At 65.2% G+C, this 13,227-nt stretch carries 8 protein-coding genes; 5 read left to right on the forward strand and 3 right to left on the reverse strand.

Annotation, left to right across the window (positions count from 1 at the left end; all coding sequences use genetic code 11):
• Positions 1 to 14: 14 nt before the first annotated feature.
• Both MTHMO_RS00480 and uvrA read right to left on the reverse strand, forming a co-directional pair.
• On the reverse strand, positions 15 to 1,670 hold the full coding sequence (locus tag MTHMO_RS00480) for an alpha-keto acid decarboxylase family protein (protein WP_202213044.1): 1,656 nt from the start codon (positions 1,668 to 1,670) through the stop codon (positions 15 to 17).
• Positions 1,671 to 1,757: 87 nt separating this feature from the next.
• Positions 1,758 to 7,310 carry an excinuclease ABC subunit UvrA gene (gene uvrA, locus MTHMO_RS00485; RefSeq protein WP_202213045.1) on the reverse strand — a complete coding sequence of 1,851 codons (5,553 nt, stop codon included), beginning with the start codon at positions 7,308 to 7,310 and terminating at the stop codon, positions 1,758 to 1,760.
• Between the two features lie 230 nt (positions 7,311 to 7,540).
• On the opposite strand from uvrA, the gene MTHMO_RS00490 reads away from it, so the two are divergent.
• From MTHMO_RS00490 to MTHMO_RS00500, 3 genes are read left to right on the forward strand one after another with little or no spacing between them, the layout of a single operon-like run.
• Positions 7,541 to 9,232 (forward strand): efflux transporter outer membrane subunit, encoded by a 1,692-nt coding sequence (locus MTHMO_RS00490; RefSeq protein ID WP_237394664.1) that lies wholly within the window; start codon positions 7,541 to 7,543, stop codon positions 9,230 to 9,232.
• 8 nt (positions 9,233 to 9,240) lie between these two features.
• The gene (locus MTHMO_RS00495) at positions 9,241 to 10,344 is read left to right on the forward strand and encodes a Xaa-Pro peptidase family protein (protein ID WP_202213047.1); all 1,104 of its coding nucleotides are present in this window, start codon (positions 9,241 to 9,243) and stop codon (positions 10,342 to 10,344) included.
• 60 nt (positions 10,345 to 10,404) lie between these two features.
• Positions 10,405 to 10,701 (forward strand): hypothetical protein, encoded by a 297-nt coding sequence (locus tag MTHMO_RS00500; protein WP_202213048.1) that lies wholly within the window; start codon positions 10,405 to 10,407, stop codon positions 10,699 to 10,701.
• A 39-nt stretch (positions 10,702 to 10,740) separates the two neighbouring features.
• On the opposite strand, the gene MTHMO_RS00505 is transcribed toward MTHMO_RS00500, so the two are convergent.
• The gene (locus MTHMO_RS00505) at positions 10,741 to 11,859 is read right to left on the reverse strand and encodes an LptF/LptG family permease (RefSeq protein ID WP_202213049.1); all 1,119 of its coding nucleotides are present in this window, start codon (positions 11,857 to 11,859) and stop codon (positions 10,741 to 10,743) included.
• Positions 11,860 to 11,915: 56 nt separating this feature from the next.
• Between MTHMO_RS00505 and MTHMO_RS00510 the strand changes: the two genes are divergently transcribed.
• Together MTHMO_RS00510 and ccsA are read left to right on the forward strand one after the other, a co-directional pair.
• On the forward strand, positions 11,916 to 12,377 hold the full coding sequence (locus MTHMO_RS00510; protein WP_202213050.1) for a GatB/YqeY domain-containing protein: 462 nt from the start codon (positions 11,916 to 11,918) through the stop codon (positions 12,375 to 12,377).
• A gap of 17 nt (positions 12,378 to 12,394) precedes the next feature.
• A complete protein-coding gene (gene ccsA, locus MTHMO_RS00515) occupies positions 12,395 to 13,198 on the forward strand; it encodes a cytochrome c biogenesis protein CcsA (protein ID WP_202213051.1) in 804 nt (267 codons plus the stop codon).
• The last annotated feature ends 29 nt before the right edge of the window (positions 13,199 to 13,227 follow it).

Here is a 13,227-nt window from a genome sequence, read left to right on the forward strand (position 1 = left end):
AGCAACCTGCAAACCTAACGAACGGGACCCGGGCGCTTTTCCGGTGCGAGGCGCTGGGCCAGTCGCTCGAGGGCGGGCGAGCGGTCGTGGGGGCTCAAGCGAACCTCGATCAGCCAATAGGATTCTTTCTGGCCCAGCGCGGCATGAAGAGCTTCTGCGAGCTCCTGGTTGGTTCGGGCTTGGCAGGCACGGCCGGCTCCCAGGAGCTCGGGAAGCCGGCAGTAGTTCCAATCCAGCAGGTCGTTGAACGGTCCGTCGAGAATATGCCGCTCGGTCGAGTAGCCGCGGTTGTTGAGCAGGACTACGATCGGACTCAAGCCGAACCGGACCGCGGTCGAGAGCTCCACCCCCGTCATCTGGAAGGCACCGTCTCCCACCAGGACTAAGGGACGCAGCCGGGGATTGGCGAGCGCGGCTCCCAGCGAGGCCGGAACCGCGAATCCGAGCGAGGCGTAATACGCGGGGCTCAGGAACTCGGTCGATTCCCGAATGACCAGCTCCGAGGCGCCGAAGAGGGCTTCGCCGACATCGGCGATCACCACGATATTCGGGCTTAGGATCCGGTTGATCTCGGCGAAGAGCGAGGCGACCGTGACCCGGTCCTGCGGCCGCGGCGGCGTTTTTGTTTCCCGGTCGGCGGGGCGCACCGCGATGCCCGGCACGGCTTCCTTGCGGATACCCAGCTTGAGGAGGCCCCGAACGAAATCTTGCAGCCGCACGCCCTCGAAGGAGTGGTGGCGGATCGAGAGCTTCTCGCTGGTCGCATAGATGCAGCGGCCCATATCCAGGGAAGCCGAGCTTCCTCCCACCGTGATGTCGGTCAGGAAGACTCCCAAGAGGAGGAGGCAGTCGCTCGCGTCTACATAGTCGCGCACCTCGGCCCGTCCGGTCGCGCCCTCATAGACTCCGATATAGTGAGGATGGGTCTCCGCGATGACCGATTTGCCGAGCAGCGTGGCCGCGACCGGAATGTTCGTCTGTTCCGTGAGGGCGACGAGCTCCTTTTGGAGGCCGAAGCGGTGAATCTCCACGTCGGCTAGGATCAAGGGGCAGCGGGCGGCCAGCAGCATCTGCCGGGCTTCCTCCAAGGCTTCCGCAAGGGCTTGCGGGTCGCTCTCCTCGGGTTCCCGGAGAGCGGAGGATGGAGGGGCGGGTGCATCCATGAGATCCCGAGGCACCTCGATGTAGACGGGCCGGTGGTAGCGGCGGGCGAGGCCGAGCAGCCGGTCGATCTCCGACGAGGCGGTATCGGGATTATCCAGGACGGCGGTGCCGACCGTGATCTCCTCGAAGATCTTCCGCTGCGTATCGAAATTGCGCACCTTGTGATGGAGCAGCGGGTCTTTCCTGCGCTCGGCCATCCCGGGAGCTCCGCTGATGACGATCACCGCCGATTTCTCGGCATAGGCCTCCGCCACCGCGTTCGCGATTTTCAGGCCGCCGACGCAGTAGGTGACGCAGGCCGCCCCGATGCCCCGGATGCGCGCATAGGCGTCGGCCGCAAAGCCCGCGCCCTGCTCATCACAGGTGTTGATGGTCTCGATGCCGCGCGCCCGGAACATGGGGAAGAGGGGCAGCGAGTAATCGCCCGGCACCCCGAATAGGTATTCGATGCCCTCGCTCCGAAGGCGGCTGGCCAAACGGTCCGCGACGCTCGGGAGTTCTTTCATGCCGCAAGGTTGCCCCAAAGAGTTCGTCGGGGAAATGCGAAAATCGGACGCTCCCTCCTGTCTGCGAGAATTCGGCACGGCCGGAGATTACGGCGCAGCGGCGCGGGCCAGGACAGGCCGAAGGAAGGGCGCGGTCGGGGAGGTCTCGATACGGGCGATTTTTTCCGGCGTGCCTTCGGCGACGATCTTCCCTCCGGCTTCGGCGGCTCCCGGACCGAGCTCGATGACGTGGTCGGCCTCGGCGATCACCTCGAGATGGTGCTCGACGATGACCACGGTGTGGCCGAGGTCGACCAGCCGCTGGCAGAGCCGGAGGAGCCGTTCCACGTCGGCGAGATGGAGGCCGATGGTCGGCTCTTCTAGAAGATAGAGGTAGCGCTTCGGGAGAGGATGCGCCCGCGAGCGCGGAAGAGGATGGACGAGGGACGCCGCGAGCTCGGCGGCAAGCTTGAGCCGCTGCGCTTCGCCTCCCGAGAGGGTAGGGCTCGGTTGGCCGAGGGTCAGATAGCCGAGGCCGGCTTCCGTGACCAGCGCAAGCGCTTGGTGGATCCTGGGCACGCCGGCGAAGAAGGCAGCGGCTTCTTCCACCGTCAATTCCAGAATCTGGGCGATCGTCTTTTCCCGGTACTCGACCTCGAGAGTCTGGGGATTGTATCGCTTGCCGGAGCAGGTCTCGCAAGGGATTCGGAAAAGAGGGAGCAGCGGGAGCTCCACGGCCAGCGTGCCGTTTCCTTGGCACGCGGGGCATCTCCCGGACGGGGTGTTGAAGGAGAATCGACCGGGACCGTAGCCTCGCTGGCGCGCGGTCGGAAGCGAGGCGAAGAGCGCGCGGATCGGGTCGAAGACGCCTAAATAGGTAGCGGGGGTCGACCGGCTCGTTTTGCCGATCGGGGATTGGTCGACGAGGATGGCGGAGGAAAGCGCATCGGCTCCGGAAACCGAGCGCCAGCAGGCCCGGAACGGCCGCGTTCCCTCGGGACGCTTCTTCGCGGCCGCGTTGCGGACCGCCGGAAAGAGGACGCGATGGAGGAGAGTGCTCTTTCCGGACCCGCTCACTCCGCAGAGGACCACCAGCCGGCCTAGAGGGAGCGCAACGGAGAGATCGTGCAGGTTGTGCACCTCGATCCCCTCGATGCGCAGCCACGGCCCGGAACGAGGGCAGGGCCGGCGCCGTCCGGAGAGCGGATGGCGCAGCGGACTGCCCAAAAGCCTGCCGGTCAGCGAGTTCGGATCGCGGGCCAAGCTCGCCCAGGAGCCGTCGGCCACGATGCGGCCGCCGGAGCGCCCGGCGCCCGGCCCCAGATCGATGACGCGATCGGCCCGCCGGATCGTCTCCTCGTCGTGCTCGACGACCACCAGGGTGTTCCCCTTGGCCTGGAGCTTGCCCAGCGTCTGGAGAAGGCGGGCGTTCTCTCGGGCATGAAGTCCGATCGTGGGTTCGTCGAGGATGTAGAGGACTCCTTGGAGGTTGCTGCCGAGCTGAGCGGCGAGGTGGATGCGCTGCCTCTCGCCTGCGGAAAGGGTCAGAGCCGGGCGGTCGAGCGAAAGGTAGGCGAGACCCGCCTCCTCGAGGAAGCGGAGACGGCTCAGGACCTCGGGCAGGATCTTGGCGAGCACCGGCCCTTCCCGGCCGGAGAGGGGAAGCCGGGAGAAGTAGGCGAGGGCTTCCTCGACCGAAAGCCGGCAGATTTCCGGCAGCGTCGGCCCGGCTCCGACCTTTCCCCCTTCCAAGGGAAGACGCACGGAGGCGGCGATGGGATTGAGGCGGCTGCCGCCGCATTCCGGGCAGGGGATGGACTCTTCCGGATCGCTGTCGATCCCTTCGGAGAGGGTTCCGTGACCCTGGCAGCGCGGACACCAGCCGAGGGGGGAGTGGAAGGAGAAGAGGCGGGGATCGAGCTCCTCGAAAGAACGCCCGCTGCCCGGACAGTAATACCGGGTGCTCAGCAGCGAATCCTTTCCTTGCGGATCGACCAGGATGATGCTCTCCCGTCCGAGCGAGAGCGCCTCTGCGACCATCCGCTCGATCTCCGCGTCGGAGGACTCAGGCAGGAGGGTTCCGAGCCATACGTCGATCGAGTGCGTGCGGTAGCGATAGGTTCCGGTGAATCGCTCGGGATCGACCCAGCGTCCGTCGATGCGGAGGCCGGGAACCTTCTTGCGTGCCGCCCAGCGGCCCAGCGCGGCGTAGTTTCCCTTCCGGCCGCGCACGACGGGAGCGAGGATCCGGTGGGGAACGCGCAGGCGCCTGCGCACTTCGGCGAGGAGCGCTTCCGCCGACTGCCGCTCGGCCGGTTCTCCGGTCTCCGGGTCGGCGGGAATTCCCAATCGGGCGTAGAGGAGGCGGAGGAAAGGAAAAATCTCGGCTACCGTGGCCACCGTGCTCTTCGCTCCCGGGCGGGTGAGCCGCTGCTCGATGGCGACCGTCGGGGGAAGCCCCGTCACCGATTCCACGGCGGGCTTCTCCATCCGCTCGACGAACTGGCGCGCGTAGCCGGAAAGGCAGTCGAGATAGCGTCGCTGGCCTTCCGTAAAAAGGATGTCGAAGGCGAGGGTCGACTTTCCGGAGCCGCTGACCCCGGTCAGGACCGTGAAGCTGCCGAGGGCGATATCCAGGGAGAGTCCCTGCAGATTGTGGTGGTGCGCGTTTCGGATCGAGAGGTGACCCGGAACGGGAGCCGGGCCGGGAGGCGTCCGCGGCGGAAGCTCATCGAGCGGCTCGGCCTCCCCGGCTTCGACTCGGAGCCGAGGACGGAGGAAGCGACCAGTCCGGCTCGCCGGATTAGACGCGATGGTCTCCGGATCTCCCTCCGCGATGATCCTGCCTCCGTCCGCACCGCCTTCCGGACCGAGCTCGATCACCCAGTCGGCGCAGCGGATCACCTCGAGATTGTGCTCGACCACGACCAGGGTGTTTCCCTGGTCGACGATCCGTTGAAAGAGGCGCAGCAGCGCGGCGATGTCGTCGGAATGGAGGCCCGTGGTCGGCTCGTCGAGAACAAAGAGCGCCGACCCCTTCTTTTCGCTTCCGGCAGAAGCTTCCCGTTCCGGACTGTCGATCCCTCCGGCCAGATGATTCCAGACTTTAAGGCGTTGGCTCTCCCCTCCCGAGAGCTGGCTCAAGGGATGGCCGAGACGGAGGTAGCCGAGGCCGATCTCGGCCAGCCCCTCGAGCCGGCGAGTCGCTTGGCGGCGAAGCCGGGCTTCGACGGCGGGGATTGCTTCCTTGGGCTCGAGGAAGTCGATCGCCTCGGTTACGCTCATCGCGAGCAGCTCCTCGAGGGTCTTGCCGTTCAGCCGGACGGCGAGGACATGCGGCTGGAAGCGCTTCCCTTGGCAAATCGGACAGGGAAGGAAGACATCGGCCAGGAATTGCATCTCGACCCGCTCGACCCCCGCCCCCTCGCAATGCGGGCAGCGGCCGTCTCCGGCGTTCAAGGAAAAGGAGAGAGCGGTCAGTCCGCGGGAGAGCGCGTCTTCGGTCCGTGCGAAAAGCTTCCGGATGGGTTCCCAGGCCTTGGCATAGACGGCCAGGTTGGAACGGGGCGTCCGGCTCAAAGGGGATTGATCGACTTCGTAGAGGGCCGCAATCCCCTCCCATCCGGCGATAACGGCCGCTTCCCCGCGGAAAAGCTTTGGCTTGTCCGGGTCGGAGAGGGCGGCGCGGAGGGTGGAGGCGAGGGCGTCGTGGACCAAGCTGCTCTTTCCGGAGCCGCTCACGCCGGTGACCGCAACGAAGCGGCCGAGCGGAAGATCGACGGTCAGATCGCGAAGGTTATGGACGCGAACCCCGGATAAGCGGAGGCGGGGTGCGGAGGCGATCGGCCGGCGGGCCGCAGGGATGGGGACCGTCTTTCTCCCGGAAAGGTAGGCGCCGGTCAAGGACCGGGGACAGGCCAGCATCTCTCCGGGAGTCCCGGAGAAGACCACCGTGCCTCCGTCCGCTCCCCTGCCCGGGCCGAGCTCAACGAGATGATCCGCACCGCGGATCACCCTTTCCTCGTGTTCGACGACGATGACGGTGTTGCCCTGATCCCGCAGGCGGCGCAGGACCCCCAGCAGCCGGTCTACGTCCCGCGGATGGAGTCCGATCGTCGGCTCGTCGAGAACGAAGAGGGTGTTGGACAACTGGTTGCCCAGGCAGATCGTCAAGTTCGCTCTGCGTACCTCTCCGCCCGAAAGCGAGCGCGTCGGGCGGTCGAGCGAGAGATAGCCTAGCCCGATCTCTTCGAGGTAGTGCAGGCGGACCAGAGTTTCTTCCCAGGCGCGACGGGTGGCGAGGTCGGCCGGCGGCAGGGAAAGCGAAGCGAGCCGCCGTCCGGCCTCCTGCGCGGGGAGAGCGCAGAACTCGGCGATCGACAGATCGCCGCCGGGCAGAGGGAGCCGGTAGGCCCGGGCGAGCGTCCTGAAACGGGTGCCCCCGCATTCCGGACACGGCCGGTAGTCGCGGTAGCGGGAGAGGAAGACCCGGACATGCGTCTTGTAGGCTTTCCTCTCCAGGATGGAAAAAAAACCGCGGAGCCCGCACCAGGATCCGGCCTCCACCGCTTCCTCCGGAGGAAGCCCGGAATCCTCGCCCTCCAGAATGAAGTTCCGCTCCGCGGGCGAAAGCCGGCAAAACGGCGTGTCGATCGGGATTCCCCGGCGCAGGCAGATCGCCTCGAGCCGCTTCTGCCACCAGGAGAGGGATGCCGAGCGGAACGGTTGGATCGCGCCCTTGCGCAGGGATCGGCCGGGCTCGGGGATCGCCCGTTTCCAATCGATCTCCACGGTCCGTCCGAAGCCGTGGCAGCGGGGACAGGCCCCTTGCGGGTTGTTGAAGGAGAAGAGGGCGGGCGTGGCCGGGGGGAATTCCTTCCCGCAGCCGGAACAGATCCGGCGGTCGGTGTAGAGCCGGCTGCGGCCGTGCGGCGCCCGCACCGCCACCCGCCCTTTTCCGAGGCGCATCGCTTCTTCGATTCCCTGCGCCAGACGGCTCTTCTCCGCTTCCTCGACCCGCGTCAGCTGCAAAGCGACTAGGAGCCGGCCGTCGAAGGCGCCCTCGTCGGGCTCCTCGTCGGTCCGGACGAGCGACTCCCCGTCCCAGACGCGGAGAAGACCTTGGGAACGGAGGAAGGAGAACGCCTCCCGCCGGCCTGTCCCCTCGGGGAATTCGATCGGGAAACCGATTCCGACCGTTTCGCCCGGAAAGTCCTTTAGCAGCTCCGCGGCGATCGTAGCGGAGGAGTCGGCTTGTACCGGGATATGGCAGGTCGGGCAGACGAGCCTTCCCGCCCGGGCGTAGACGGACTTGAGGTAGTCGAGGATGCCGCTCATCGTTCCGAGCGTGCTGCGCGAGGTGGCGGCGGCGCCGCTCTGCCCGACGGCGACGGCCGGAAGGATCCCCTCGATCGCCTCGCATTCCGGCTTTTCCATCCGTTCGAGGAACTGGCGGAGGTAGGGCGAGAGCGTTTCCACGTAGCGCCGCTGGCCTTCGGCATAGAGCGTGTCGAAGGCCAGGGAAGATTTGCCCGATCCGCTGGGCCCGGTGATCACCGTGAGCTTGCCGCGGGGGATCTCTATGTCGATCGACCGGAGGTTATGGACTCGCACCCCGCGCAGGGCGATGGAAGGAGAAGCAGGAGAAGAGGGAAGACTCATCCGCTTTCTTTTTCTTCGGGCACGAGCGCGGCGGGCTCCATGGCGAGTTCGGGAAGATGGGCGGCGGCAGCGAGGGAAAACGGTCCGGTCCCCTCGGCCGCTGCCGCCCGGTAAAGATAGCGCTCTCTCCCGTGACCGCCAAGAAGCCCCGCCGGAGGAAGCTTCCGCTTGACCCGGCTACATGCGGGAACGTATATGCGGAGCTTCGGACGTCGGTCGGCGCGCAACTTGTGAGTAACCATTTACTTCGAAGCCGAGGAAAGCAGCGGGAGGGGCGGCGTTCCGGCTTCCCTCTCCGGGCTTTTCTGCTCGGAAGCCTTCTCGTCCTCTTCGAGGGCTGCATGATCGGCCCCGACTATCAGCGGCCGGCCGTCGAAACCCCGACAAGCTTTAAATGGGGAGAGGGTTCCGGCAGCGAAAAGGTCCATACGGGTCAGAACGGCCAGCCGAGCCAGCCGCAGGCCGAGGGCGTCTCCCACAACATCCGGTGGAGGAAGGCCTTGCCCCAGGATGCCATCGCCAAGGGGGATTGGTGGAAGGTTTTCGGCGATCCGGTGCTCGACCAGCTGGAAAGCCAGCTTTCCGTCGGCAACCAGCAGATCAAGCTGGCATTCGCCCAGGCGACGGCTTCCCGAGCGCAGGTGGGGCAGGCACTCGCCAATTTCTTTCCCAATGTGGGCGTGGCTCCTTTTTATTCCAATATCAGCTTTTCGCAGAACCAGCCCTTTTTCTTTAAGCAGCACCAGGTGCAGACGCCGGTGATCGGCACCAACGGCCAGCAGATCGGGACCGCGCAGTTCCCCGTCGGGTTGCCCCTCTCCTGGCAGGAGTACGCGATTCCGGGCTACGCCGTCTACGAGGCGGATATTTGGGGCGAGTTGCGACGGGGGCTCGAGGCGGCCAAGGCGAACGCCCAAGCGACCCAGGCTGCCTACGAGACGGTTATCCTCTCCCTTCACGCGGAGCTCGCGATCCAATATTTCTTTCTGCGCTACATCGATGCGCAGCTCGCCGTCTACAAGTACATGGTCGATGTCTTCCGGGATAACCTTTACCTGGTTCAAAGCCGCTACGACGGCGGCGTCGCCAACGAGCTCGACCTGGCGCGGGCCAAGACCGACTTGGCGACGGCCCAGTCCCAATACATCGGTCTGCAGAACACCCGAGCCCAGGCGGAAAATGCCATCGCCACCCTCATCGGCAAGCCGGCCTCCAGCGTGCGGATTGCCCCCAATCCCCTGCGGGGCGCCCCCCCGGTTCTTCCGACCTACCTTCCCTCCGATCTTCTCCAGCGGCGGCCGGACGTTGCGCAGGCGGAACGGCAGATGGCCCGCGCGAACGCCACGATCGGGATGGCTCTCGGCGCCTTTTTCCCGTCGGTGAACCTCTTTGCGGTGGGCGGTCTCATCAGCGATGCCGCCTCGCTTTTGTTCCAGGGAGGAAGCCGTTTCTGGTCGATCGGGCCCTTTATCAACATTCCTCTCTTCGAGGGGGGCCGCCTGGTCGCCGGAGTGGAGTTTGCGCGGGCCTCCTACCAAGCGGCGGTGGCCAACTACCGGCAGCAGGTTTTGACCGCCTTCCAGGAAGCGGAAAACGCCCTGGCGGCGATTAAGATCCTTCTCGATCAGCAGGAGGCGCAGAACCGGACTGTCGCTTTCGCCAAGCAGCAGTACGACGTTTCCCTGGTCCGCTTCAAGGAAGGGATGGTGAACTACATCGAGGTGGATACGACCATGCGCGTCTGGCTGAGCGCTCAGCTTCTCGATGTGCAGATCCTGGGGGAGCGGTATATGGCGCTCGTCTCCCTCATCCGGGCGCTCGGAGGCGGCTGGCAGGATTACTCGATGCGGCCGCTGGCGGCCAAGCAGGAAAGCGCCTCCGGCTCGTCGGAGGGCTATCCGGCGCCGAAGAAGAGCGGGTAGCGTCGGGGATGGCACGGTTGCTCTACGGCTCGAGCGAGCGGGATGCGGACCTCCGTTACGCCGTCCGTATGGCGGTCCCGGATCCATTCTTTTGGGCGGAAAAGGCGGGGCGAACCTATGCGGTGTTCAGTCCTCTGGAGATCGATCGCGCGCGGAGGACGGCGCGGGTGGACACGGTGATCGCCGCCGAGGATCTCGTGCGGGAGGAGCGGAAGCGATCCGATCCCGTGGAGCTGCTTCTGGCGTTGGCACGCCGGCTCGGGTTTGGCACGGCTGTCGTGCCGGAAACCTTTCCGCTCGGGATCGCGGACCGAGCCGGAAAGCGCGGCTTGCGGCTCCGCGTCCGGCGGGGGCCGTTCTTCCCGGAGCGCCAGATCAAGAACGAGCAGGAGATCGGGTGGATCTCCGAGGCGTTGCGGATGGCGGAAGCGGGCATGGAGCGGGCTCGGGAAATCCTCCAAGAGAGCCGCCCGGATGCCGAGGGCGTTCTCCGGTGGGAAGGGGAAGAGCTTACTTCCGAACGGTTGCGCGGAGAAATCGAGGCGGTGATCGTGCGGCGGGGCGGGATCGCGGAGCACTCGATCGTGGCCGGAGGAGCGCAGGCCTGCGATCCTCATGAGGAGGGGAGCGGGCCTTTGCGCGCGGGGGAGGCGATCGTGATCGACCTCTTCCCGCGGAGCCGGGCGAGCGGCTATTACGGGGATCTGAGCCGAACCTTCGTGAAGGGAGCGGCGTCCGAGCCGCTCCGGCGCCTCTATCAGACCGTAGCCGAAGGCAAGCGGTGGGTGCTCGACTCGATGCGGGCAGGCGCGGACGGGCGGGTGCTCCATCGGCGACTGCTCCGCCGCTTCGCCGAAGCCGGCTATCCCACGGAACGGCGCCAAGGGAAATGGGTCGGCTTTTTCCACGGAACCGGCCACAGCCTGGGCCTGGAGATCCACGAGCCTCCCCGTTTCGCGGCGGGGCGATTTCGCGCGGGGCAGGTGATGACCGTCGAGCCGGGTCTCTACTACCCGGAGATCGGCGGCGTTCGCTTGGAGGATCTTGTCGTCATCGAAAAGGAAGGTGTCCGTAACCTGACCCGTTCCCCCGAGATCTTGGAAATTCCTTGACGCGTCTCCTGGGCACGTGCTGGATTGCGGCGTGTATTCCCGGTGGGAAGCGGAACTCCTGTGAAAACGCGCGCCTTTCGCGGCCTTCTCCTCGGTTGCCTGCTCGGCTGTGCGGCATCGCCGGCTCCGGGAAAGCTTATCGGTTTCCCGGCGGGGGTTCCCCAGCAACTCCAGTCGGATGAGGAGCCCGAGCCCGGCCAGGAGCCGGAGTTGCGCCCGGGACACCAGCCGGGAACCTCGCATGGAGAGGAGCAGGAGCCGGGGGAACCTAAATCGCCCTCGGAGCCTCCCTTTACGCCGGAGCCCTACTTTCCGGAAATTCCCCAGCTCCAGCCGGATATGCCGTTTGTTCCGTAGGCAAGAGGGGACGGGCGGGCGCCGGCCCTGCCGCGGAGTTCACCTCCGATTCACCCGCCAGAGCAACAAGAAGCCGATCGCTTGAAAGACGATGTTCGGCATCCAGATGATGAGCTCCGGGAAGAGGCGCGCCTTGGCCTTCAAGGCATCGGCCAGGAGGACGATCGCGTAATAGGCCAGCACGATTCCAAGGCTTAAGGCGACCCCTACGGAGGTCTCCCTGCGGTGGACCTGGATGGCCAGCGGCACCCCGACGATCGCGAAGGTGAAGCAGGAGAGAGAAATCGCCAAGCGCTTCTGGAGCTCGGTCAAGATCGGTGTCGGATTATGATCCGGCATCAGCGAGGGATGGCCCAAGACCTGCTGGCCGATCTCGCCGAGTGTGGAGAGCCCGATGCTTTTTCGCACGGTGAGCCGGTCGAAAAGGGTGCCGAGGGAGATCTCGTAGGGGACTTGGAGGGCGCGGGATCCGGCGACGATGCTCTTCACGTCCTCCGGGTTGGCGACGCTGCGCTCCTCCTGGCGGCTGTTCCGCAGGGTGAGGATGATCCGTTGATGCGGCATGTCGGCATCGATCTCCGCCTCATCGGCGCGGATCGAGCGCAGCGGGCGCAGCGCGCTATCGACTTCCCAGATGTAGACATCCTCGAGCCGGGTGCCGACGCGCTTGCTCGCGTACAGGCGGAAGCCGTCGAACTGCTCGATCGACTTTCCGCTCTCGAAGAAGGAGAGCGGATTCTGCAAGAGAACGTCCGAGAAGATCTCCTTAAAGGCATGGCGGCTCTTAGGTCCTAGGTAGGCGTTGATCGAAAAGCTGAAGAGGCTGTACGCGAGGGCAAACCAGATCACCGGTGCGAGAAGCGGACCGATGCCGATCCCGGCCGCCTTCAAGGCGATCAGCTCATGGTCCTGCGACATCCGGCCGAAGAGAAAGAGGACAGCCATGAGCAGTCCCCAGGGCAGGGTGAAAGTCAGGACAAAGGGGACCAGGGAGAGGACCAGCTTGCCGATCACCCAGAGCGGCACGTCATGGTTGATGATGAGGTCGGCGACATCCCGGAACACGTTGGCCAGGACGAGGAAGAAGGTGAGGATGGCGGTGCTGGTCAGGCTGATTTTGAGAAGCTCGAGAAAGAGAAGACGGTAGACCGTTTTCATCGAGCCTTCGTTTTTCCGGGTGCCCCCGAGGGGGAGAGGATGCTATGCTGTCGCAGATGTCGCTTTTTCTAAGGATCAACGAGGAGCTCCGGGAGTCAATGCGAAAGCGGGACACGACCCGGACTTCTGCGTTGCGGATGCTCAAGTCGGCGATCCAGTATGCGGGGTTGGAGAAGGGGAGGGCCGGAGAGCCTTCCGATCCGGACGTGATCGCCGTGATCACCAAGGAAATTCGGAAGAGAGAGGACTCGATCGCGCGCTACCGGAGCGGGGGGAGAGAAGACCTGGCTCGACAGGAAGAAAGCGAAATCGCCGTTTTGCGGGCATATCTTCCCGAACCCCTTTCTCCGGAGCAGTTGGAGGAATTGGTGCGCTCCGCGATCCGGGAGACGGGGGCGAGGAGCAAGGCGCAGTTGGGCGCCGTGATCAAGGCCGTGCTCCAGCAAGCCGGCAGCCGGGCCGACGGAAGGCAAGTGCGGGATGTAGCCGAGCGCTTTCTGGAAACGCGAGGCTCGTAACGGGAGCCGAGCGGGGCATGGGAGAGAGGCTCTGGCTTGGGTTGGCGGGACTTTTCGGCTTCCTTGGCGCTCTGCGTGGTGCCTATGCGCTCGGATCGCGCGCGAAAGGGGCCGGGCGGCTCGCCGACTTTTTCCTGATGGCATCGTGGGCCAGCCAGACCCTCTTTCTCTACTTCCGGGGCAGAAAGATCGGCCATTGCCCGATCACCAACCTGCTGGAGACCATCGCATTCCTGGCTTGGGCGCTGCTGCTGATCTACTTGATCGTCGGATCGGCGTACCGTCTTTCCGTCCTGGGGTTTTGCACGGCTCCGGTTGTTTCCCTGCTGGATTTTGCCGCGCTGATCGCCCCCATCGATCGCGCAAATCCGATGCCGCAGCTGGGCTGGGCGTTAGAAGTGCACGGAACCGTCCTGCTCTTGGCCTACGGGGCGCTCGGGATCGGGGCGGTGGCGGGCCTTCTCTATCTTTTCGAGGACCAAACGCTCAAGAGTCGGCGCGTAGCGGGATGGTTCTACACCTTCCCCGCCCTGGGGGATCTGCTCCTTGTGCAACGAAGATTGCTCAACCTCGGATTCGCTCTGCTCACGGTTGGACTATTGGCCGGGGCTCTGCTTTCTGCGCGAGGCAGCTGGGATTGGGTGAAGCTCTTCTGGTCATTGGGGGTTTGGCTGCTCTATCTTCTCTTGGTTTGTGCGCGCAGGCTATTCCGCTGGAGCCAGCGGAGGGTTGCACAAGGGATGATATGGGGATTTCTCTTTGTCATGATGACATTTTGGCTCATCAATCGGTGGAGTCGCGCGCATCAATTTCGGATCTGATTGGACTCTCGTGAACGGCGGTGCCTTCT

The sequence above is a fragment of the Methylacidimicrobium sp. AP8 genome (assembly GCF_903064525.1).
GTDB lineage: Bacteria > Verrucomicrobiota > Verrucomicrobiia > Methylacidiphilales > Methylacidiphilaceae > Methylacidimicrobium.

Bases quoted from the DNA above. Each gene is read 5' to 3' on its own strand.
- MTHMO_RS00510 (WP_202213050.1), top strand. From the start codon at position 11,916: ATGTCGCTTTTTCTAAGGATCAACGAGGAGCTCCGGGAGTCAATGCGA.
- MTHMO_RS00480 (WP_202213044.1), bottom strand. From the start codon at position 1,670: ATGAAAGAACTCCCGAGCGTCGCGGACCGTTTGGCCAGCCGCCTTCGG.
- MTHMO_RS00495 (WP_202213047.1), top strand. From the start codon at position 9,241: ATGGCACGGTTGCTCTACGGCTCGAGCGAGCGGGATGCGGACCTCCGT.
- ccsA (WP_202213051.1), top strand. From the start codon at position 12,395: ATGGGAGAGAGGCTCTGGCTTGGGTTGGCGGGACTTTTCGGCTTCCTT.
- MTHMO_RS00505 (WP_202213049.1), bottom strand. From the start codon at position 11,859: ATGAAAACGGTCTACCGTCTTCTCTTTCTCGAGCTTCTCAAAATCAGC.
- uvrA (WP_202213045.1), bottom strand. From the start codon at position 7,310: ATGAGTCTTCCCTCTTCTCCTGCTTCTCCTTCCATCGCCCTGCGCGGG.